The following is a 22,470-nucleotide window of genomic DNA, read 5'->3' as shown; positions in this document are numbered from 1 at the left end:
AAAAGTATTGATTTAAATCATATACTATTTATTGAAAAGAAATATAATAAACGAGATAACGTTCCGTTATGGAGATAGGAGGCAACGAGAGTGAAAAAAATAATCATTCTCTTATGTGTGTTTTGGGGTTGGAATACGTATGCATCGGCTGAAGATACGTTGATTGTTGAGAGAGAAATAGGAGAGCCTCTTGCGGGTGAAGAAATCCTCTATGAAGGAATTGATCGTGTCATCGTATCCATTCCTGCCCCTTCTATCTCTACGAAAACGAATATAGAACAGTTAGATGAAGTGTTAGACGTTTCGGAAGACGGTGTCATCAAGCGCGAAGGGGTAGTGAGTCGCTACCAACCTTACATCGGTTCTCTAAACATCTCACCAGTTTGGTCGAATCATCGCGGAGAAGGTGTGACTGTCGCGATCATCGATGATGGAATCGATGTGAATCACCCAGAGTTTCGGGGTAGAATCGTTTCGCCTTACGACGCGACGAGAGATGTCTATCGAATGGTAGATAAAGGTGTACATGGAACGCATGTGGCTGGAATAATCGGTTCAACCTTTGATGATCAAGGAAACGTCGGAGTCGCCCCGAACGTGAGTTTGATGCCGATTGATGTGTTTGAAGGTGATGACTCTTCCATCTCAGATGTGTTAAAAGGAATTCACCATGCTGTATTAAATGGTGCCCGGGTTGTCAATATGAGTTTTGGTACGTATGAACGAAATGCCGCTCTCGAATCTGCTATTCGTGACGCAAGACGTCAAGGGCTGGTATTTGTGGGAGCAGCAGGTAATGAAGATACGGATGAACGCTTCTACCCGGCTGCATACAGTGACGTCCTAGCTGTAGGAGCTGTAACCGTGGATGACCAAATTACAGACTTTACGAACTATGGCACGTTTATCGATGTCGTTGCCCCGGGCGAAGATATTTATTCAACGTTACCGAACGGACGCTACGGATTTATGTCAGGCACGTCGATGGCCACACCGATTGCTTCAGGAATAGCCGCACTACTCATCTCGAAAGAGCCGAAATTATCACCTGGCATGGTATATGCAAGGTTGAAAGCAACCGCGGTTGATTTAGGAGAACCGGGCAAAGATGTACTTTACGGTTACGGCAGAGTGACAGGGAAGGCAACTAATTTCGCGTTGTCTGATTTTAATCTTTTGCGAGACATCACGCCACCGGCCAAGCCGTCATTAGGTAAACTAACGAACAAGAGTACTGCCATTACTGGGAAATCAGAAAGTGGAAGCACCGTTCAAATCTTCTATCGTGGGAAGATGTATACGCACTCCGCGAACAATGGCTCTTACCGAATGAATGTATCAAAATTGAAAGTAGGCTCACAAGTGACGATTGTTGCCCGTGACAAAGCATTCAATCCGTCCATTCCTATTACACGAACTGTGTTTGGCGTATTCGATAAACCGAGCTTCCAGTCCGTATCTTCCACTTCGTCAATCATTCGAGGAAGCGGTAAAAAATACGCAACTGTGCAAGCGTTCGTTGGCAATAAACCAATTAGCCGTGTTGTACGAATTAAAGGGAACGGACAGTTCGCAATCTCGATCCCGAAACAACGAAAAGGAAAAGTCGTCGTGGTGAAAATGAAATCACCGCTCTACTTATCTGAGAGTTACTCACTTGTAGTCCGGTAATCAAAAAGCGGTGATGGCGTTTACTCCGACATCTGCTGACTACACAGTCAAAACAAATCATAAAACGTACACGTAAGATGACTCCTGATAGACAGTGAGTCATCTTTTTCAATGGTCATTTTTGATCAAACCCTCCAGTCATGTACATAATTGGAGGCGAGTGAAAACAATTGCGAAAGTAAAGAAATATTTAGAAAATAAAAATAAAAAATCAAAAAAATAATAAAAGAGTTATTTTTTATTTATGCTATATTTATCATGTAAGCAAATTTTTTGGGGAGGTAGATTTATGAAGAAAAAATGGATGGTCACTTCGCTTGGTGCGACACTCTTGTTTTCAACAATTTCGCCAACGATGTCAGCTCCGGTCGAGGCCAGTCAAGTCAAGTCATCGGTTATTTCTCTAGGTTCTACATACGCTTATGGGGGGAAACTTGTATTGCCAAAAACATACAAGTCTCAACCTGTTCGTTGGTACAAGTCAAAATTCAATGCGAAGTTAATTAATCAACCGCAAGTGATCAACGGATACATCGTGAAATCGAAAAAGCCAGTTTCGATTAAAGTGACAGTGGATAACTATCCAATCAGTTTTGTGAATCGAGTCGTGAAGGTGAACGTCGAACAAGGGGAAACGGCACAACTTCCAACTCGATTGAAAGCAAAATTTGCGAAGGGTACATATTTCGTCAATGTGAATTGGGGTCAGGTTGATACGTCAAAAGAAGGCGTTCAAACGGTGACGGGGACGTACACACGAAATAACACGACCATCACGATCGAAGCACAAGTCAACGTGAAACCGATGAAGACGTTCAAAGTAAACATTATGCATACGAATGATACACACGGACGTGTTGAGGCGTTCCCGAAACGGATGACGGCAATCAAGGAATATCGTGCCACTCATCCTGATGCATTGCTTCTCGATGCAGGTGATGTCTTCTCGGGTACGCTTTACTTTAATGAGTACAAAGGACTTGTCGATGCTAAGTTAATGAACTATGCCGACTATGACTTGATGACGCTCGGTAACCATGAGTTTGATTTAGGCGGAGATGAGGATGGGAACCTCGAACTTCATAACTTCGTGAAAGTACTGAAGACGCCAATCGTGTCGTCAAACGTTGATTTTTCAAAAGATGACTTGTTGTCAAATCTTTACCGCGATCAAATTGCAGAAGATGCAAAAGGCGGTAAAATTTATAAAACTTACGTCAAGGAAGTAAAAGGCGAGGACATCGGATTTATCGGATTGACGACGATGGACACAGCTGTAATCGCAAGCCCAGGTTCGGTTCAATTCTTGAACTATATCGAAAGTGCCAAAGCTGCGGTTGCAGAATTGGAAGCGGCAGGCGTCAACAAGATTGTCGCGTTATCGCACCTTGGTTATAACGATGATCCAAAAGTAGACAACGACTTATTGCTTGCTAAACATGTAGAGGGTCTTGACGTCATCATCGGCGGTCATTCACACGATGAGTTGAAACAGCCTGTCATCGTAAATGAAGACACGGAACCGACGGCCATCGTACAAGCATCAGAATACGGAAAACGTTTAGGGACACTTGAAGTCGAGTTTGATAAAAAAGGAAAACTCGTCGTCGTTCATGAAGAAATCAATGGAGTCGCTACCGTCGTCAAGCCGTTCGGACAGTTGGTGAACTTGGAAGGCGCGATTGCAGAAGATGCTGGAGCGAAGAAAATCATCGCCCCATATAAAGCACAAATTGACGCGATTATGAAACAAGAGATTGGTGCGAACGCAACGGAGCCATTGGCTACTCACGACGAGAACAATGTCCGTCTCGTGCGTAAACAAGAGACTGGAATCGGTAACTTGATTGCGGACGGTATGTTAGCTAAGGCGAAAGAACTCAACCCAGAGGTATCGGTCGCCTTCACGAACGGCGGCGGGATTCGTGCGCCAATCGATGCGGGCGCGATCACAGTAGGCGAAGTCATCACGACATTGCCGTTTGGTAATACGTTGGCGACGGTAACGTTGTCAGGGGAAGAACTCAAGGAAGTGCTCGAACGATCGGTATCGAACGCACCAAATGAACTAGGTGCTTTCCTCTCTGTCGCTGGAATGCGTTTTGAGTATGATAGTTCGCTTCCGACTGGTGCACGTGTCACGAAAGTGGAAATTAACGAAGCCGGTACGTTTGTCGAACTAGATGCTGCTAAGACGTATACAGTGGCAACGAACGCGTTCACAGCAAAAGGTGGAGACGAGTTCAAGACACTCGAAAAAGCATATGCTGAGGGACGTGTGACTGACCTTGGTCTTTCGGATTGGGAAAACTTCCGGGATCATCTTGTCAGCATTGGCGAAGTGACACCGAAAGTTGAAGGACGCGTAGTCGATACAAAAACACCGTAATGCTTTAGTACCGAAGAAGCCCCTTTTCATAGTAAGGGGCTTTTTATATTGCAATTAGATTAGCCTTGCCGATGCGCACCAAGTGATGCATACGGATTACGACAATCATTATATCCAATCTATGGAGAGGATATAAAAGTGAACAGGCAAACGTTTTATATGATGTATGAACGGGCATACGACGAAGGTACAAATCATTTAAACGAAGCGAAGGAGGCATTCGACTGATGAAACCGACGGATCCATTGACTTACAGACGTGGGTATCTCGTATATGAGAAGAGGATGGCTCCTGTTTCAATACCTGAGGCTTTATCACATTGGAACGTTCACGATATGAAGGACTATGTTCTTATATACGATCCATGCGTCCCATTTGACGTGATTGTGGACAATGAAGTGTTTTTATTAGGAACAGCCTGGCATGTCCATGGTAAACCTGTCGCGGAAGTGCTGCGGTCTTCTTATGAGACGAGCGAAGACGGGCTGTTCGATGAGCTTGATTTTGTCGCTGGACGATACTTACTGTTTTATCGCTCCGGTGCTGACGATTCTTTGCATGTCACACAGGATGCTTTCGGTATGAAAAGTGTATTTTATTCTGCCGACAAACGATGTCTCAGTTCCCACTACTCGTTATTACGAGAAGTGACGGGTTGCAAAGAACCATTTGAAGACGTCTTGTCTCTACTAAAACGAAAGATCACCAACAATATGATTCCTGGTCATTTCACACCAGACCGCAACGTTCATATGTTGACCCCTAACCAGACGATGAATTTAAACTCATTTTCATGGCGGCGTATCTTCCCGAGAGAAGCATATGAACCCATTTCGGTTGAAGAGGCGGTCGAAGCGATTGACGGTGCCGTCAGTCAGTTACTTCACCAAATCGATCAGCGCCTACTCGTCCCGATCACTGCGGGGCTAGATAGTCGCTCCACGCTTGCGCTGTTGCGTTGTGAGTCAAGCCATCAGTACTTCACTTACGGTAAAGCGTCGGTCCGGTCACTCGGTAATGATTTGCGCATTGCCCGGGAAATTGCTCGGCAGTTCCGAATGCCTCATACCACGTTGCATCTACGTGGCGACTTTGGCAAAACAAATGAAGAAAAAGAATTCATGTCACACCTTCGGAAAGTGACGATTCGAAGACATTCGTTCGAAGTAGCGTGGCAGTATTACCACCACTTTGATGATGATTATTTACATATCCGATCGAACGGATATGAGGTGGCACGTCGATATTATCGACAAGCGTTCGCCTTAACGGAAGACTTGTCTGTTGAAGGGATGGCCCGGACTTTTTCGCGTTTCGCGATCACTGACGAGACGGTATTCGATTTGTCTAGGCAGTTCATTCAACAGTCGCAATTGGCTGAACATCTAAACTATGATCCATATGATTTATATTACTGGGAACACCGGATGGGCACGTGGCATGCTTCACTACTGCTTGAGAGTGATCTCGCCCACGACTCGTTCATTTTGATTAATTCCCGTTACGTGTTGAAGCACCTGTTAAGTGTTCCGACTGACGCACAAGAACAAGGGCTCGTGCAAAAACGCTTGATTGAACGATATGCACCACGTTTACTCGACTTCGCCATCAATTGATTGAACGGAATACATCAATTGATGATACGCGTCCTGCTCGCTAAGTGGAACGGATAGTCGAGACATGTCTCGTAATATATGATGTTTCTCGTACGAATTAGTCTCCGCGTAACGTAATAGGATATTCCATTGGGCGCTTATTTTTTTGCGTAACATGGTTGTGAGAGCCCCTCGACTCGAAGAAAGTAACGAGTACAACTCTTGAATGACAGTTAGACGGTCCGTGACCGCGAATAAATACGTCGGTTGTTGACGCGACAATGAGTGTTGGCGGCGATGTCGAAAATACACGGCACGAGTTGGTGCGATTCGAATCTGAAATGATCGGTGTGCGAATAACGTGGAAAAATAGACAACGTCTTCTGCGCTTCGTAAATGGTGTTTGAAGGCGACCGTCTGAGCTGCTTCGGTCGGAATGAGTTTACACGTCGTCATCGTCAAAACACGATGAAGTCGGCTAAGTGCAACATCAAAGGAAGGTCGTTCCCCCGCTTCAACGGAACGGATGTCTTGTTCGATGGGGCTCTCATGGATTGCTCCGTTCGGAAGAACGTCGGTCAAGTGAGCGATGGTGATCCCGAGCAACGAAGCGTGGTTCAATAAGTCCTCGAGATATGTCGGTGAGAGTGTGTCATCGGCATCGACGAACGTCAAAAATTGAAACGAGGCTTTCGACATGCCTGTATTTCGCGCATGACTCGCTGAAGCGACAGGACTGTATAACAGGCGGAGCGGTAACGTCTCATAAGCACGAGCTATTTCACATGTTCCATCATCAGGACCGTTTACGACTAATATGACTTCAAACAATGTAGAGTCCAGTGTTTGGGATGACAAACTGGTTAACATGTTAGAAATATGTTCTCGACTTTGATACGCCGGTAAAATGACACTGACACCGAATGGACGATGGAGAGATCGCCGCAAATCATGTTTTGACTCATTCATCAGCATCACCTTGCAACTGAAGGGCTGCTGCTAACGCGGCATGGAGGTGGGCCTCGGTCGCTTGTTGTTTGGAGATTTCCCGACGCAAGTTTCGAATGACTTGACGATGGTTCGTCAAACGGTGTTGTAATTGCTCATTTTCAAGTTGAAGGTGCAAGTGGTCGCTCTCTAATTTTTCTTGGGCGATTAGAAGGTCATCAATCGTGTGACGCAATGAGCGGAGCTCCAATGACAAGTTTTTTGAGTTCATAATAGCCTCCTCGTTCCTTGATGGAAATTTGCTTCACTGTATAAAATTTGCTACGATACGAAAGATAATGTAAAAAAATTCGAATGTGACGTAAAAGGAGAATTCATAGACAGATGAATTATAAAAAAATTCTCAACGATTTGACAGAACACGTAGCCTGGGCGCAAAGCGAAACGCGTCGCGTGAAGGATATGAGCCATCTAGATTCTGAATCATTGAAGCGAATCAAACGGTTGCCACGACTTGATTATTCGTTGGACCAATTTAGAAAACGTAAAGAACGGGCTCCTAAGAAGTTGGAAATCGTACAAAAATATCATAATGCCAGCAATCGACATTACCTCACTCAGTTCAAACAGTCTATGGCGCTCATCGGTGAAAGTAACGGATCCCGCTATTATAAAGGATTGACGAAACCGAATGTCGCAATCGTTTGCTCTGAGTTTATGTATGAGTTTTATAAAGATGCAATGAACCTTCATTACGTCACTCCGACAAATGCGGAAGACATTTTCGCTGAACCGATCGACTTCTTCCTCATTCTAACATCTTGGAAAGGACTATATGAGGACGAATGGCGTGGGATTTCAAATCCAGACTCCGAAAAACGGGAATCACTCTATCGCATTATCGACCATGCAAAATCACGTAATGTGCCTGTTGTCATGCAATCGACAGAAGATCCGAGTAACTACTCTCGCTTTATCGGGATTGCTCAACGGAGCGATGTCATCTTTACTGGAGATGAAGGGAAAATCTCGGAGTATCAATTAGATTGCGGTCATGATCGCATCGGGGTGCTTGAGTTTGGGGTAAACCCGAAATTACACAACCCAATCGGTACGCGGTCTGTCGAGAAAATTGATGGTGCGTTGTTTGCCGGTAGTTGGATGGAGAAGTATAGCGAGCGGACTGAAGATATTATGAAGTTGTTAAACGGCGTTTTATTAGCGGATAAACAACTCGATATTATCGACCGGAACTATTCGCTTAACGACCCACGTTACCACTTCCCTGAAGAGTTTGCTCCGTACGTAGCGCCAAGCGTGAATTACGTTGAATTGCAGAAGTTGAGCAAGAGCTATGACTGGGTGTTAAACGTCAACAGCATCAAATATAGTCCGACGATGTGTGCCCGCCGTGTCTACGAATCACAGGCACTAGGCAATTTGATTTTGTCGAACTATAGTGTTGCCGTGAATAACTATTTCCCGAATATCTTTATTGCGACGAATGAGGCGGATGCGGAGTCGATCATGTCTATGTTCACTGCGGATGAACGCTATGAGCATCAAATGCATGGCGTTAGAAATGTGATGTCGCAACATACCGTATATCATCGTCTTCAAACGATTTTGAGCGCTTTAGGTCACGAAGAAGCGCAACTTGAAAAATCTGTACTCGTCGTCGGTAGTGGCCAAAACAAATTGGTGCAACGAGATTTCGAGCAACAATCGTATTCAAATAAGACGTTTGTCCGCGAAGAAGAAGTAACAGCAGAGCTAGTCGCTGCCTATGATATGGTCACGTATTTTAATGATCAATTTGCGTATGGACCTTACTATTTAGAAGATTTAGTGAATGGCTTCAAATATACGGACGTCGATTTCATCACGCAAGTCGTGTATAAAGAAGGCCATGAATGGAACGAAGGAATCGAACATGTGTACACGGATTCGTTCACGAGTCGCTACACGACACTCTATTGGACGGCGTCCGTACCTTATGACGTGATTTCGGGCCAAGAGAAGAATCATGATTTAAAAGGCTATGCCGTGGATCGGTTTAGTTTAGAACGACGGATTGCTCAAGACGAGTCTGAACATGAAATTCGCACAGACTATAAGATGACGGTCGTCATTCCGGTCTATAATAACGGAAAATACTTATACAATAAGTGTTTCTTAAGTTTAAAACGTAGCTCCATGTTTAAAGACATGGAAATTATTATCGTTGATGATGGATCATCTGACATTGAAACGATTCGTCAAATTCGTCACATCGAAGAAAATTATGCGAATGTCACGACGCATTTGTATGAGATGGGCGGTAGCGGCAGTGCGTCAAGACCACGTAACAAAGGTGTCGAGATGTCGACGACCGACTACATCGTGTTCCTGGACCCTGACAATGAAGCAACGGAAGACGGTTACGCTTTCCTCTATCAACTGATGGAGCAAGATCCAGACCTCGATTTTGCAACCGGTCACATGAAAAAATTAGCGGAGAAAGAATCGCCAATCATGTTACCTAAGTCGTATCAGCAAGATCAACTTGTGTTGAATGATCCTCGCCAATACCTACTGGATCATAATTTCAGCGTGCAGAGTATCCAGGCGATGGTGATTCGAAAATCATTCATTGAAGCTCATCAACTTGAACAAGTTGTAGGGGCGGTTGGTCAAGATTCGTTATTCTTTACGGAAATGATGCTCAAAGCCAAAAAAGTCTTATTGGTGAATAAAGTGATTCATGATTACTATGCAGCAGTGAGCGGGTCGACCGTGAATGCGATTACCACCAAATATTTTGAAAAGTGTCTGTTGCGTGAAGAAGCACGGGCGAAAGTATTCAAGGAAGAACATGTGCTTGACGCCTTCAACAGTCATCGTTTCGAAGTGTTCTTTGAACTTTGGTATTTGCGCCACTTGAAGCGGAGTAATCTACAAGACTTCAAGCACAATGTCACGATCTTGTATAAAATCTATGAATTGTTCCGCCCAGAGACATTGAAAAACGAAAAGGTAGCCACATTTGTCGAATTGTATGAGAAGAACAACTTAGAACAATTGGCGAAACAATTTGGACCTGAGCAATGAATATGGAGGAACGAGCAATGAATGAACAGAATGATGTGTCAACCTTACAGCGTGAAAACCAACAGTTGCGTGAAGAGAAAGTGACAGTCGAGATGGAAAAAGAAGTGATTTTCAATCACTATGAAGAATTATTGAAACGCTATGAAACATTATCCGCGCTGTCTCAACATATGGCGAAAGAGCTTTCTGAAATTGCGCCACGTTATGAAGCGTTGAACAAATCCAAACTAACCAAAGTGACCCGGAAGTATTGGGAATTGAGACGGAAATTGCGTCGGAAGTGACTCGGGTCGTTGTGTGACAGGATAGACATGACTTTGTTATTAGTTTGTAGTTGCTTCTAAATATGGCGCGGAGTATAATTGCTATTGTTTTAACGAAGAGAAAAAAATAGTATATGAAGCAATTCATTAAAAATGAACAGTACTTTGGAGGTAACGACAATGAAAGTTTGTACGATCGGATTAGGATATATTGGACTCCCAACATCAGCAGTATTTGCACAATATGGAGTAGACGTCGTTGGTGTGGATATCCATCAATCGGTTGTCGATAAATTGAACCGTGGAGAAATTCACATCGAAGAGCCTGGTCTTGGAGATGTTGTTAAATCTGTGGTCGAAAACGGTAAATTCCGTGCTTCAATGGAACCGGAAAAAGCGGATGCTTTTATCATTGCGGTACCAACACCAAACAATGATGACGAGCATAAATCATGTGATTTAACGTATGTCCTAGATGCGACAAAACGTGTCTTACCTCATGTAGAAAAGGGGAACGTCATCATTGTCGAATCGACAATCGCTCCACGTACGATGGATGACTTTGTGAAGCCACTCGTAGAAGAAGCAGGGTTTGTAGTCGGAGAAGATATCTATCTTGTTCACTGCCCAGAACGCGTTCTTCCAGGCCAAATCCTTCATGAACTTGTTCATAACAACCGTATCGTCGGTGGATTGACGCCAGCATGTGCCGAAGCAGGAGCTCGTGTATACGGCACATTTGTTGAAGGTGAAATCATTAAAACAGATGCTAAAACGGCAGAAATGTCGAAGTTGATGGAAAATACGTTCCGCGACGTCAACATCGCCCTTGCGAATGAACTCGCTAAAGTATGTAACGCCCTCGACATTAACGTTCTCGACGTGATTGAAATGGCGAACAAACATCCACGCGTTAATCTTCATAGCCCAGGACCAGGTGTTGGTGGACACTGTCTCGCTGTAGATCCGTACTTCATCGTAGCGAAACAACCTGAACTTGCGAAAATCATCAAATTGTCACGCGACACGAACGTATCGATGCCTGCATACGTTGTTGAAAACGTTCAAAAACTTGTTGGCGACTCGAAAGATGCCAAGGTTGCTGCTTTCGGCGTAACGTACAAAGGTAACGTGGATGACATGCGTGAAAGTCCTGCGGTCGAGATTATCGAATTGATGCTCGAACAAGGAATGAATGTCGCTGTGCATGATCCGCACGTAGAAGTTTCATCATCGAAGCACTTTGATCTCGTTTCAAAAGAAGCTGCGTTACAAGATGCAGACATCGTCCTCATCTTAGTCGATCACAATGAATTCAAAGAATTGAACTTTGCTGAGTTGACATCAATGATGCGTCGTCCAATGATTTTTGACACACGAAATATTGTTAAAGCCGACCAAGATGAACAAGTCGATGTCGTGAATTACGGCAACCTCTATTCTTTTGTGAAAAAGGCTAATCTCACTGTCTGAGAGGTGGGCTTATGTTAAAAGCTCCTAAGCAAATATATTCTGAAATTCGGGAGAGTCTCTATTTAATATTGAGACTCTCTATGTATGAAACAAAAAGTATGTATTCGATGCAATACTTAGGGTTTCTTTGGGAATTAGTGACACCGATTCTTCAAATCTCGGTCTACTGGTTTGTGTTTGGTTTCGGTATCCGAGAAGGAAGAGATATAGATGGTGTCGCGTTCTTACCATGGTTGGTCAGCGGAATCATTGTATGGTTTTTTATCAGCCCAGCAATTACGACAACTGCCCGTTCCGTGTACTCGCGGATCGGGCTCGTTTCTAAAATGAGCTTCCCCCTCAGTACGATTCCGGCATACGTTTTATTATCGTTGCTCTATCGACACTTCGGGATGATTCTTGTCAGTTTCGTTTTGCTTGCCTTCTTTGGTTACTACCCAGGATTGCATACGTTCTGGTTGATTTATTTGTTAATTAGCGCTGTCGCCTTGCTTTACGCGCTCGCACTGTTGACATCAGCTTTAACAACGATCATTCGCGATTTGCAAAACTTGCTCATGTCCGTTATGCGTATGATGCTTTATTTAACACCGATTTTTTGGTTACCTACGGGTTGGGTTCAACAAGTACTTCAATTGAATCCCCTTTATTACCTCGTAGAAGGCTATCGCTCTATGTTTTTAGGCACGGATTGGATTGTGGAAAATTGGGAATGGGGCTTCTACTATTGGGGCATCGTCCTCATTTTGTTCTTCGTAGGCTCGAATGTGCATATGCGTTTCCGTCGTTACTTTATCGATTACATTTAAGGAGGGTATCTGATGACGTCACAAGTGAAATTTGAAAATGTTTCTAAGCGCTATACCCTCTATCGAAAACAGAGTGATAAATTAAAAGAGATTTTTACAGGGAAGACGAATGGCACACAATTTTACGCGCTTCGAAACGTTAGCTTTGAGGTTCCTCCTGGTGAGGTCGTTGGGATCATTGGAATTAACGGTTCAGGTAAGTCTACCATGTCCAATTTGTTAGCGGATGTCATGCCTCCGACACACGGACAAATCACATTGCGCGGGAAAACCGCACTGATTGCGATTTCGTCTGGACTAAACGGTCAACTCACCGGCATGGAGAATATTGAGCTGAAAGGCTTGATGCTCGGGATGAGTAAAGAGCAAATTGCAGCATTGACACCTGAAATCATCGATTTTGCCGATATCGGGGAATTCATTCATCAGCCTGTAAAAACCTATTCAAGCGGAATGAAATCACGTCTCGGATTTGCCATCTCGATTAATATCGATCCTGACATTTTAGTCATTGATGAGGCTTTATCTGTCGGTGACCAAACGTTTACTGACAAATGTCTAACAAAAATGAATGAATTTAAAGACCAAGGGAAGACGATTTTCTTTATCAGTCATTCCGTTTCTCAAGTAAAACAGTTTTGTACACAGGCTCTATGGTTAGAGTATGGAGAAATTCGTGAATATGGTCCTGTCGAAGAAATTGTCGGAGAATATAACAAGTTCTTAAAATGGTATCGTCAATTAACCAAATCCCAACAAAATCAATATAAAGAAAGTAAATTGACGCAACGTACGACAATCGTCGACTCGAATGATTTAGGTGAAACGATTGTCTTACCAAGAACTCAACAAACAAAGGAGATGACGGGATGATTAAGGTAATGACTGTTTTTGGAACACGTCCTGAAGCAATCAAGATGGCCCCACTCGTACTTGAATTGAAGAAACGTGAAGGGGTAGAGCCGATTGTTGTGGTAACAGCACAGCATCGACAAATGCTTGATCAAGTCTTAAACTTATTTAAAATCACACCGGATTACGATTTGGATATCATGAAGGACAAACAAACGTTGTTTGACGTGACGACACGGGTCCTTCATGGGATGGACAATGTCATCAAAGAAGCAAAACCGGACATCGTGCTCGTGCATGGTGACACGACGACGACATTTGCGACTTCACTCGCGGCCTTTTACAATCAAACGGCTGTCGGGCATGTCGAAGCAGGTCTTCGGACTTACAACTTATACTCTCCGTTCCCAGAAGAAGCGAACCGACAGCTAACGGGTGTATTGGCAAATCTTCATTTCGCGCCGACCGATGTTTCAGCGGGTAACTTAATTTCTGAAGGTAAGCAACAGGACATGATTTACGTGACCGGGAACACGGCGATCGATGCGTTGAACACAACGGTAAATGATTCGTACACGAACCCGATCCTTGATGAGATCACTGCACAAGGACGTCGTCTTGTCTTGTTGACGGCCCACCGTCGTGAAAACCTCGGAGAGCCGATGCGCAATATGTTCCGTGCCGTGCGTCGTCTCATTGAAAAATATGATGATATCGAAGTGGTCTATCCGGTCCACATGAACCCAGTTGTTCGTGAACTAGCGAATGAGATTCTTCACGACCTAGACCGCGTGCAATTGATCGAGCCACTCGACGTCTTCGACTTCCACAACTTTGCGGCGAAATCACATTTGATTTTAACCGATTCAGGCGGAGTTCAAGAAGAAGCCCCATCACTCGGCGTACCGGTCCTCGTTCTACGTGACACGACGGAACGACCAGAAGGTGTTGCAGCAGGTACGCTTAAGCTCGCAGGTACCGAGGAAGAAACCATTTTTGGATTAGCAGACGAATTGCTATCTGATGAGAAGAAGCATCACGATATGTCGATCGCTTCAAACCCATACGGAGATGGACAAGCTTCAGCACGCATTGTTGATGCGATTTTGACGCACTTCAATAAATAAGTCCTCTCATGAAGGAGTAATCACTATGATGATTCGTAAACGATATATCCGTCCAGCTATTTACCACTATTTTCCGATGGGTGATAAAGAAATGATGCACGCAACGGAAGAACAGTACCGGACAAAAATCAGTTTTCGCGATTACGAGGCATCTTCCTCGTTGTACGTTCAAATGTTCGATCAAAAATTTGACGTGCCACCGAGTAAAATTTATCGTCCTGATGCAAAATTGATGGATGCCAATCGTTTACTCGTGGAAGGCAGTTTTGAAGCGAATCTTCCGATTGGAACGCGCATTGAAGTCTACTATATGCAATACAACAAAACGAAACGGATTGTGAACTTGAAGAAACGGTACAATTTGAAGAGCGATACATTCTCATTCCGAGAGGAAATCGAATTGGAAAAAGGTGCTGAGTTCTTTAAACTCGCATTCAAGTTTTATTTGACCGACTCATCGTATGAAGAGCCATATATCGTGATGAATGACGCATGGCTCTCCTTGTTCGCAGATGAACCATTAGATGAGAAGGATGAGGAAGACGAGGAGGACGACGCACATGTTATTTAGTTCATCGGTATTTCTGTTTTATTTCTTACCGATTGTGCTTGGTTTGTACTTCGTGTCTCCCCGTTTTTTAAAGAACTTCGTATTGCTCGCGGCAAGCTTGTTCTTCTATGCATGGGGCGAGCCAAGGTTCGTCATGATTATGCTCGTCTCCATTTTGATGAACTATATGTTCGGGCTTTGGGTCGATCGATACCGACATGACGCCAAGCGTTTAAAAGCGACGATGGTTGCGATGGTCTTAGGAAATATCGGTATGCTTGGCGTCTTTAAATATGCCAGTTTTTTCGTGGAAAACACGAATTCGCTGTTCGGTCTGAATTTGAATGATCCAGAAATCCCGTTACCAATCGGGATTTCATTCTTTACGTTCCAAGCGATGAGTTACGTCATCGATGTGTATCGGAAAGACGGAAAAGTTCAAAAGAATCCACTAGACTTGGCGCTCTATATCGCATTATTCCCGCAGTTGATTGCCGGCCCGATTGTTCGTTATCAAACAGTGGCCGATGAAATCAATGATCGTCGCGAAACGTTGGACGATTTCGTTTCGGGCATTCAACGGTTCGTCATTGGACTCGGTAAGAAAATGATTTTAGCAAATAGTTGTGGCTATGTAGCAGACCAAGTGTTCAATAGCCCAGCAGGCGAAATTTCAACGACGTTAGCATGGATTGGTATTATCGCATATTCGTTACAAATATATTTTGATTTCTCGGGTTATTCAGATATGGCAATCGGACTTGGCCGGATGTTTGGTTTTCACTTTCTTGAAAACTTCAATTATCCGTACATCTCAAAATCAGTCTCAGAGTTTTGGAGAAGATGGCACATTTCACTCGGAAGTTGGTTTCGGGACTATGTCTATATTCCGTTGGGTGGAAATCGTTCCGGCCCGTGGAAGACTTATCGTAACTTAGCGATTGTGTGGACGCTTACTGGAGTATGGCACGGTGCAAGTTGGACGTTCGTCGCTTGGGGTGCCTACTATGGGATTTTCATCATGCTTGAACGAGCATTTCTCGGGAAATGGTTGGCACGGATTCCAGCTGCCTTGGCGCATCTATTTACATTGTTTGTAGTTGTCATCGGTTGGGTATTCTTCAGAGCAGACAATTTCCCATACGCCATCGAGTATTTGCAAACGATGTTCGCGTTAAATAACACGCCGTTGTTTGATTCGACGTCTCAGTTTTATTTAATGCAGTATGGAGCTGTATTGTTAATCGCTATGATTGCGGCTACACCGATTCCGAAATGGCTGACGATGAAGGTTCTAAAATATGAGGTCGAATCTACGAATGTCTCGTATCGAATCTTTACAGGTTTGATTCGAGCAGCAGGGATTTCTCTTTTATTCGTCATCTCCATTTCATTTATCGTGTCCAGTACCTTCAATCCGTTTATTTACTTCCGTTTTTAATCAAAGAGGAGTGCTGATATGCCAAACTTAAAATTATCTGATGACAGAGGCCGGAGTCCTAAAGCGAGAAAAGGTCAAAAATCATCTACGGTGATCAATCTATTGATTATGATGATTTTTCTTGGCACCCTTTTGTTAGGTCTTGCCGTGTATACATTAGGAGATGACCGTGAAATCTCTCACGTCGAAGGCCGTGAATTGGCTCAAAAACCAGACTTTTCTTTTACTAGTCTCTTTGAAGGTGACTATACGGAGCAATTTGAAACGTATACGAACGACCAAGTGTTTCAACGCGATCGTTGGGTATATATTAACGGTTTTGTGAGGAAAAATGGATTGCTTCAGCCGCTGAGTAACGGCATCTATGGTCTTCCAAGTGGCATGTTGCTTGAACCGGCTGAGAAAGTTCAGAATTTCGATGGGTTCAAAGAACCGTTCGGTCAATTTTCAAATGACATGAAACAAGCACAGGTACCAGTCTGGTTCGCATCAGCTCCTAGTAAGGCATCTTTTGCGGATGCACAAGGACTGATTCCGAGTCATATCCCTTCGTACAATGATGAATCGCGAAAGGTCATGCATGGGGTTTTAGATGAAGTCGGGATTGAAGTGATTGATTTGTATGATTCATTAAAGGAAAACGATATAGAAGATGTTTACTTTAAAACAGATCATCACTGGTCAATCAATGGAGCCTATGTAGGATATGAGCAAATTATGTCCACGCTTCAACAAGAGTTTCCGGAATTAGAGACGTTACCGAAAGAACATTGGGAGTCAAAAAGCATGACCACTCCTTATTATGGGACGTACGCGCGAAAAGCTTCGCTTCCTTACGTGAAATCAGCAGATTATTTAGAGTACTGGGAGCCGACGGAAGGGTTTAATTCGCAAGTGTGCATGAGTTTTGAGTCATGCAACCGCGAAGTGATCGATCGAAATGAATTGAAAAAGACAGATCCGTTTGAAGATTACTATGGTGTGTTCATGGGTGGAAATTACAGCCACTTAAAAATCGAGCAAAAAAGTAAAACGAATGATCGTCATATCGTTGTCCTAAAAGATTCTTACGCCAATCCATTGCTCGGGTTGTTAGCGGAGTCCGTTGGAGAAATTACCGTGTTTGATGTGCGGTATACAAAGGATATCGATATTTCAGAATATATCGTTGAAGAAGACGTAGATGGTGTCATGTTCATGCACAATGACGTCATTAGTGGACTAGCTGAAGATTATTCGAATAGTTTTTAATGTTCACAACGTGCCAATCATCCACGCGATGATTGGCCTTTTTTAATGAAGACCAGCTATACTAACAGGTAGGCAGGTGAATCAAGTGAAACGACGACATGCAGACGGCACGTATCGTTACGTCCTCGTTCTCGGTGCGAAAGTAAATGGGATTCAACCGTCTCGTGCTTTATTGCACCGGATTGAAGCGGCGGCTGCGTATGCGAACAAGCATCCACACATCGAGCTGATTGCTTCCGGCGGACAAGGACCCGACGAAGGGATGGCCGAGGCGCGCGTCATTGAACGAGAGTTAATGAAACGTGGCGTTGATGAGGCGCGAATCCATGTGGAAGCAGACTCGACATCGACGTACGAGAATTTTTTGTTCAGCCGTTCGATTTGGGATGGAGAGCCTGGGTTGACGATTGTTACGAACGACTTTCACGTCAGGCGAGCCCAACTCGTCGGTAAGCTGTATTTTGGACTTGCGACCGATGCGCTCTATGCGAAGACGCCGGCGGCAACGAAATGGAAGTACGTCGTTCGCGAACAGCTGGCCTATGTAAAATTGTTCATCAACTATATGCGCTGGAAATGGCGGCCATGACAAAAGGGACTTCATCGCGAAGTCCCTTTTTCGTGTGATCACGTACCGATAATCATTCCACCGATGACGCCGACGATGACGAGCGCCCAAGGCGGCATTTTCCAATACGCGATCATGGCGAACAAGAAAGCTGCGAAGACGAAGTCGACCGCACCATTCACCGTGCTCGTGAAAATCGGCTGATAGAAGGCAGCGATCAAAATCCCAACGACGGCAGCGTTGACCCCGATGAGTGCACCGGCGACTTTCGGGTTGCGACGGAGCGCATCCCAAAACGGCAAGGCGCCGAGAATCAACAGGAACGCCGGCAAGAAGATCGCGAACGTGGCGAGCAGTCCGCCCGGGACGCCGTTGATGACGGTCCCGAGATAGGATGCGAACGTGAAGAGTGGTCCTGGTACGGCTTGAGCGGCCCCGTAACCGGCGAGAAACGCCTCTTCGCTCAAGAAGCCGGCCGGCACGAGTTCACGCTCGAGGAGCGGCAAGACGACGTGGCCACCGCCGAAGACGAGGGCCCCGGCGCGGTAAAAGCTGTCGAACATGGCAATCGATTGATGTTCGATTGTCTCCCGTAAAATCGGCAAGATGACTAGGAGCGCTCCGAACAGACTAAGGAGTGTCGCCCCGAGCCGTTTCGAGAGCGGGAACGAAGCCGATTTGACGTCGAGGTTTTGTGGTTTGAACAGCAAGAACCCGGCCAGACCCGCTAGCAAGATGACGAGCACTTGGCTATAGGTTGTCTGCCACAACAAGACCCCTGCGAGCGCGAAAAACGCGATCGTCCGTGTCTTTGCGTCCGGTGTCAGTTTGCCGGCCATGCCGAGAATGGCATGGGCGACGATCGCGACGGCGACGACTTTCAGTCCATACAGCCAGCCCGCGTCCGAGACGTCAAAACCAGATACGAGCAAAGCGAATAAGATGAGTGCGATGACGGACGGTGACGTGAAGCCGATGAACGATGTGATGCCACCAAGGATGCCACCGCGGACGATCCCGATGCCAATCCCGACCTGGCTGCTGGCCGGGCCCGGCAAGAACTGACAAAGGGCGACGAGGTCGGCGTAGGCACGCTCGTCCATCCACTTGCGGCGACGAACGTACTCTTCATGGAAGTAGCCGAGGTGGGCGACCGGTCCGCCGAACGAGGTCAGGCCGAGCCGGGTCGATACGAATAAAATCTCAAGTAACGTCTTAAACGTTACACGTTGGTTAGACATGTGATTCACTCCTTAATTTCCTTGAACAGTTCATACGCTTTTTGACGGGCTTCAGCCAACACGCCGATCCCTTTTTCCGTCGTCGTGTAATTTTTGCGGATATGTCCATCGACGAGTTCATTCGTTCGGACGAGCAGGCCGTCCTGTTCCATGCTGTGTAAAATCGGATAGAGCGTGCCGGCACTGATCGAGTAGCCATGCTCTCGAAGTTCTTCGACCATCCACGCCCCATATACCGGATGTTCGGCAGCATGGTGCAAAATATGAATGTGAATGAAACCGAGGAACAACTTTCGAAGGACGCGGTCTTCCACGTTCATCATCTCCTTAAAATCGGTTTTCGATATCGGTTTTCGTAATGATGTTAACAAGAGGGAACGAATGATGCAACCCTCGAGGTGTCCTTTACAGAAACTTAATGTGCGCATATTCTGAAGAATTAAATCGGGAAATCTAGGGAATATATCCAAAATGGGGTAAACTTAAGGACATAATCCATCGCGAGGAGGAGTTACCGTGCTGAACCAGGATAAATGCCATGAATCTCTATTACGTCATTTGCCCCAAGGCTATGTCGAGTTCAAGGTTCTTTACGATGAGTCGAATCGCCCTGTCGATTATGTGTTCGTGGATGTGAACGAGTCATTTGAACGGATTATGCAGTCAAATCGGCGACGATTTATCGGTGGGCGGGTCACAGAGATTTTAAAAGACTTTGAATATAGTGAACGGGAGTGGATTGATCAAATCGCGAAATCGATAACGAGTGATGAATCGATTTCCTTTGAACATTATTCGCGTCGCAACCAAGCCTGGTTTGAGCTGAGTATCTTCAGTGAAAGAGCCGATTATATCTCCGTGATTTTTCACGATATTACGTCATATAAACAAGAAAACAATGCGTTGAAACAACTCGTGAACGTGTCACAGCGCTTCATCTCGAGTGGGCGCGATTTATTGATGAACCAACAGTTTTTAGATCAAATTCGTGAGTTCACTGGCGCTAAGGCGGTCGCCCTCAATTTAATGAATCCAGACGGGAAAACGTATTCGACCGTCGCCTTGAGCGGATTGAACGAGACGGTTGAGCGGAGCTTAGATGTGTTAGGGTTTCATCCGGTAGGGAAAAAATGGGGTGTGTATCCCGAGCATATTCGATTGAATGAAGCGGTCAATCCGATTGTATACGATCAGATTGAAGCGTTGACAGAAGGGATTTTACCGAGGCGGCTCGTCAAAAATCTCGTTCGCATTTTTGATCTTGGTCAAGCCATCATCTTTAAGATTGAAAAGGACGACGTCTTTTATGGCGACTTGACGATTGTCATGAATGCGAACCGTCAGGCGAATCGTCTTGGTTTGGTCGAACTTTACATTCACCATATCCTCGCACAGATGACACCAGACCATGATCCAGAAGAAGTGAAAGAATCGATGTTCAACGGATTCGCCACGGTCGATTTGGAATGCATCATGTCGTTGAGCACTCGAGATGTCTTGTATTTGAACAAAACATGGGAGCGGGTGCTCGGGCATTCGCTTGAAGAGTTAGAGAACATGAAGTTCCTCAGTCTTGTTCATCCCGATGATCGGGAGAAAACCGAGGCTGCGTTTGATGAATTATCACAAACAGGCGAACTGTTCCGTTTCGTCAATCGCTATCGGACGATTGACGAAGATTATCGCTCCATTGAGTGGCATTGCAAAGTTCAAGGGAACTATATTTATGCGGTTGCCAAGGATGTGACGGAGCGGGTTCAACTCGAGCAAAAACTTGCCGACCGAGACCGGCTGCTCACAAAGTTGTCTGATCAAATCCCAGGGGCCATTTATCAGTTTGAATTGAAGCAAGATGGCTCTTTTTCGTTCCCATTCTTTAGTCGAGGTTTCGAAGAAATGATTGGCATTTCGTCCGAAGAAGTGAAAGCTGACGCAAACACAGTATTTGCGAAGATGCACCCGGAGGACTATCCATATGTCATGGCGAGTATCGACGAGTCTTATCGCAACTTAACGATTTGGGATGCCGAGTTTCGAATCGTCACCGACGAAGGACGCACGGTTTGGATTTTAGGCTCTTCACGACCTGAACAGTTATCAGAAGGTCACGTCCTTTGGCACGGATACATTGGTGATGTGACAGATAAAAAGAAATATGAGATGGAAATCGAATATTTAAGTTATCATGACCAATTGACTGGCGTAAAAAATCGTCGCTATTTTGAAGAGGCGCTTTTGACTTATGATACCGAAGAATTTTATCCGCTCGCGTTGATTATCGTCGATATTAACGGTCTCAAGCTCACAAATGATGCTTTCGGTCATCTCGTCGGCGATCGACTCTTAATTGAAGCGTCAGAGGTTTTAAAGAATGAGGTACGGAATCAAGACACGATCGCGCGGATCGGTGGTGACGAGTTCGTTATCATTTTGCCAAATACGGAACTCCATGAGGCGAAGTATTTGTCAGAACGATTGAGCCGTTTGTTATTGGCACGCTCGATTGAAGGGTTACCTATCTCGGCCTCGTTCGGTCAAGCCGTGAAACTGGATGACTCGCTCCCGATGACCGAAGTGTTCAATTTTGCCGAAGATACGATGTATCATCATAAAGTATCGGAAAAACAAAGCCGGCGCCACCACTCGATTCAGTTGATCATGCGGACGCTCTATGAGAAAATCCCGCGTGAGGAAGCGCACTCGCAACGAGTGGCGGAGCTTGCCGGTAAGCTTGGGGAAGCGATGTATTTATCGAGCTCCGAAGTAAACGAGTTGAAAACGGCGGCGATCTTACACGATATCGGAAAAGTTGCCATCAGTAACGATATCCTGGACAAGTCGACCGCTTTGACAGAAGCGGAGTGGCTTGAGATTAAACGTCACCCCGAAGTCAGTTATAATATTTTGAACACGGTTCCTGAGTATGGGACTTTGTCACAAATCGTTTTGGCTCATCATGAGCGATGGGACGGAAAAGGGTATCCGAAAGGAATTCGCGGGACGGATATTCCACTCGCCTCACGCATTATTTCAATCGCCGATACGTTCGACGTTATGGTGACGGGTCGACCGTACCGGCAAGCGAAGACGCTTGACGAAGCGCTAGCTGTGATTGAAGAGGAAGCGGGTCGTCAATTCGATCCTCAACTCGTGGAAGTCTTTTTCCAAAAGGTCGTTCCAACGTTACAACATTAAAAGATGA

17 protein-coding genes and 1 pseudogene are annotated in these 22,470 nt (G+C 45.1%); 14 read left to right on the top strand and 4 right to left on the bottom strand.

Translation table 11 applies throughout. From position 1 onward, the window contains the following. Nucleotides 1–90: 90 nt before the first annotated feature. From EVJ34_RS07930 to EVJ34_RS07920, 3 genes are all read left to right on the top strand, one after another. Entirely contained in the window at nt 91–1,671 is a 1,581-nt protein-coding gene (locus EVJ34_RS07930; protein ID WP_131485190.1) for a S8 family peptidase, read from the top strand. Between the two features lie 289 nt (nt 1,672–1,960). After that, on the top strand, nt 1,961–4,060 hold the full coding sequence (locus EVJ34_RS07925; protein WP_131435583.1) for a 5'-nucleotidase C-terminal domain-containing protein: 2,100 nt from the start codon (nt 1,961–1,963) through the stop codon (nt 4,058–4,060). A 398-nt stretch (nt 4,061–4,458) separates the two neighbouring features. Then, nucleotides 4,459–5,676, top strand: coding sequence for an asparagine synthetase B family protein (locus EVJ34_RS07920; protein ID WP_131485189.1), 1,218 nt, complete (start codon nt 4,459–4,461; stop codon nt 5,674–5,676). Here EVJ34_RS07920 and EVJ34_RS07915 read toward each other — a convergent pair. Further along, nucleotides 5,653–6,624: a glycosyltransferase family 2 protein gene (locus tag EVJ34_RS07915; RefSeq protein WP_161566906.1), complete on the bottom strand. Its 972-nt coding sequence runs from the start codon at nt 6,622–6,624 to the stop codon at nt 5,653–5,655. The genes EVJ34_RS07920 and EVJ34_RS07915 overlap by 24 nt on opposite strands. Then, nucleotides 6,617–6,874: a hypothetical protein gene (locus tag EVJ34_RS07910; protein ID WP_131485187.1), complete on the bottom strand. Its 258-nt coding sequence runs from the start codon at nt 6,872–6,874 to the stop codon at nt 6,617–6,619. Before EVJ34_RS07910 ends, EVJ34_RS07915 begins: the two co-directional genes overlap by 8 nt. 113 nt (nt 6,875–6,987) lie before the next feature. Here EVJ34_RS07910 and EVJ34_RS07905 point away from each other — a divergent pair, with 113 nt between their 5' ends. The 10 genes and pseudogenes from EVJ34_RS07905 (at nt 6,988) to EVJ34_RS07860 (ending at nt 18,048) form a co-directional block, all read left to right on the top strand. After that, nucleotides 6,988–9,693, top strand: coding sequence for a glycosyltransferase (locus EVJ34_RS07905; protein ID WP_131485186.1), 2,706 nt, complete (start codon nt 6,988–6,990; stop codon nt 9,691–9,693). A 17-nt stretch (nt 9,694–9,710) separates the two neighbouring features. Beyond that, entirely contained in the window at nt 9,711–9,977 is a 267-nt protein-coding gene (locus EVJ34_RS07900) for a hypothetical protein (protein WP_131485185.1), read from the top strand. 159 nt (nt 9,978–10,136) lie between these two features. Then, nucleotides 10,137–11,429 (top strand): nucleotide sugar dehydrogenase, encoded by a 1,293-nt coding sequence (locus EVJ34_RS07895; protein WP_131435571.1) that lies wholly within the window; start codon nt 10,137–10,139, stop codon nt 11,427–11,429. An 11-nt stretch (nt 11,430–11,440) separates the two neighbouring features. Next, nucleotides 11,441–12,238 carry an ABC transporter permease gene (locus tag EVJ34_RS07890; protein ID WP_058764376.1) on the top strand — a complete coding sequence of 266 codons (798 nt, stop codon included), beginning with the start codon at nt 11,441–11,443 and terminating at the stop codon, nt 12,236–12,238. 12 nt (nt 12,239–12,250) lie between these two features. Continuing rightward, nucleotides 12,251–13,027 (top strand): annotated as a pseudogene (gene tagH, locus EVJ34_RS07885) (teichoic acids export ABC transporter ATP-binding subunit TagH); the annotation flags it as partial. A gap of 80 nt (nt 13,028–13,107) precedes the next feature. Then, nucleotides 13,108–14,217, top strand: a complete 1,110-nt coding sequence (wecB, locus tag EVJ34_RS07880; RefSeq protein ID WP_131435567.1) for a non-hydrolyzing UDP-N-acetylglucosamine 2-epimerase — start codon at nt 13,108–13,110, stop codon at nt 14,215–14,217. Nucleotides 14,218–14,242: 25 nt separating this feature from the next. Next, complete coding sequence (locus tag EVJ34_RS07875) at nt 14,243–14,788, top strand: hypothetical protein (RefSeq protein ID WP_131485184.1); 546 nt, start codon at nt 14,243–14,245, stop codon at nt 14,786–14,788. Continuing rightward, complete coding sequence (locus EVJ34_RS07870; RefSeq protein ID WP_131435563.1) at nt 14,778–16,208, top strand: MBOAT family O-acyltransferase; 1,431 nt, start codon at nt 14,778–14,780, stop codon at nt 16,206–16,208. Before EVJ34_RS07875 ends, EVJ34_RS07870 begins: the two co-directional genes overlap by 11 nt. Nucleotides 16,209–16,226: 18 nt before the next feature. Further along, on the top strand, nt 16,227–17,459 hold the full coding sequence (locus EVJ34_RS07865) for a DHHW family protein (RefSeq protein ID WP_131485183.1): 1,233 nt from the start codon (nt 16,227–16,229) through the stop codon (nt 17,457–17,459). Between the two features lie 85 nt (nt 17,460–17,544). Further along, nucleotides 17,545–18,048 carry a YdcF family protein gene (locus EVJ34_RS07860; protein WP_131485182.1) on the top strand — a complete coding sequence of 168 codons (504 nt, stop codon included), beginning with the start codon at nt 17,545–17,547 and terminating at the stop codon, nt 18,046–18,048. Nucleotides 18,049–18,086: 38 nt separating this feature from the next. Here EVJ34_RS07860 and chrA read toward each other — a convergent pair whose 3' ends face one another. Beyond that, a complete protein-coding gene (gene chrA / locus EVJ34_RS07855; protein ID WP_131485181.1) occupies nt 18,087–19,268 on the bottom strand; it encodes a chromate efflux transporter in 1,182 nt (393 codons plus the stop codon). 5 nt (nt 19,269–19,273) lie between these two features. Next, on the bottom strand, nt 19,274–19,582 hold the full coding sequence (locus EVJ34_RS07850; protein WP_131485180.1) for a PadR family transcriptional regulator: 309 nt from the start codon (nt 19,580–19,582) through the stop codon (nt 19,274–19,276). A gap of 202 nt (nt 19,583–19,784) precedes the next feature. On the opposite strand from EVJ34_RS07850, the gene EVJ34_RS07845 reads away from it, so the two are divergent. Continuing rightward, nucleotides 19,785–22,463, top strand: coding sequence for an HD domain-containing phosphohydrolase (locus tag EVJ34_RS07845; RefSeq protein ID WP_236636666.1), 2,679 nt, complete (start codon nt 19,785–19,787; stop codon nt 22,461–22,463). The last annotated feature ends 7 nt before the right edge of the window (nt 22,464–22,470 follow it).

It is taken from the genome of Exiguobacterium sp. SL-9 (assembly GCF_004336985.1).
GTDB lineage: Bacteria > Bacillota > Bacilli > Exiguobacteriales > Exiguobacteriaceae > Exiguobacterium.
Note: the sequence above shows the minus strand (reverse complement) of the source record. Positions and strands in the feature narration are given on the sequence as shown.

Bases quoted from the DNA above. Each gene is read 5' to 3' on its own strand.
- EVJ34_RS07925 (WP_131435583.1), top strand. From the start codon at position 1,961: ATGAAGAAAAAATGGATGGTCACTTCGCTTGGTGCGACACTCTTGTTT.
- EVJ34_RS07915 (WP_161566906.1), bottom strand. From the start codon at position 6,624: ATGAATGAGTCAAAACATGATTTGCGGCGATCTCTCCATCGTCCATTC.
- EVJ34_RS07910 (WP_131485187.1), bottom strand. From the start codon at position 6,874: ATGAACTCAAAAAACTTGTCATTGGAGCTCCGCTCATTGCGTCACACG.
- EVJ34_RS07905 (WP_131485186.1), top strand. From the start codon at position 6,988: ATGAATTATAAAAAAATTCTCAACGATTTGACAGAACACGTAGCCTGG.
- EVJ34_RS07900 (WP_131485185.1), top strand. From the start codon at position 9,711: ATGAATGAACAGAATGATGTGTCAACCTTACAGCGTGAAAACCAACAG.
- EVJ34_RS07895 (WP_131435571.1), top strand. From the start codon at position 10,137: ATGAAAGTTTGTACGATCGGATTAGGATATATTGGACTCCCAACATCA.
- EVJ34_RS07890 (WP_058764376.1), top strand. From the start codon at position 11,441: ATGTTAAAAGCTCCTAAGCAAATATATTCTGAAATTCGGGAGAGTCTC.
- wecB (WP_131435567.1), top strand. From the start codon at position 13,108: ATGATTAAGGTAATGACTGTTTTTGGAACACGTCCTGAAGCAATCAAG.
- EVJ34_RS07875 (WP_131485184.1), top strand. From the start codon at position 14,243: ATGATGATTCGTAAACGATATATCCGTCCAGCTATTTACCACTATTTT.
- EVJ34_RS07870 (WP_131435563.1), top strand. From the start codon at position 14,778: ATGTTATTTAGTTCATCGGTATTTCTGTTTTATTTCTTACCGATTGTG.
- EVJ34_RS07865 (WP_131485183.1), top strand. From the start codon at position 16,227: ATGCCAAACTTAAAATTATCTGATGACAGAGGCCGGAGTCCTAAAGCG.
- chrA (WP_131485181.1), bottom strand. From the start codon at position 19,268: ATGTCTAACCAACGTGTAACGTTTAAGACGTTACTTGAGATTTTATTC.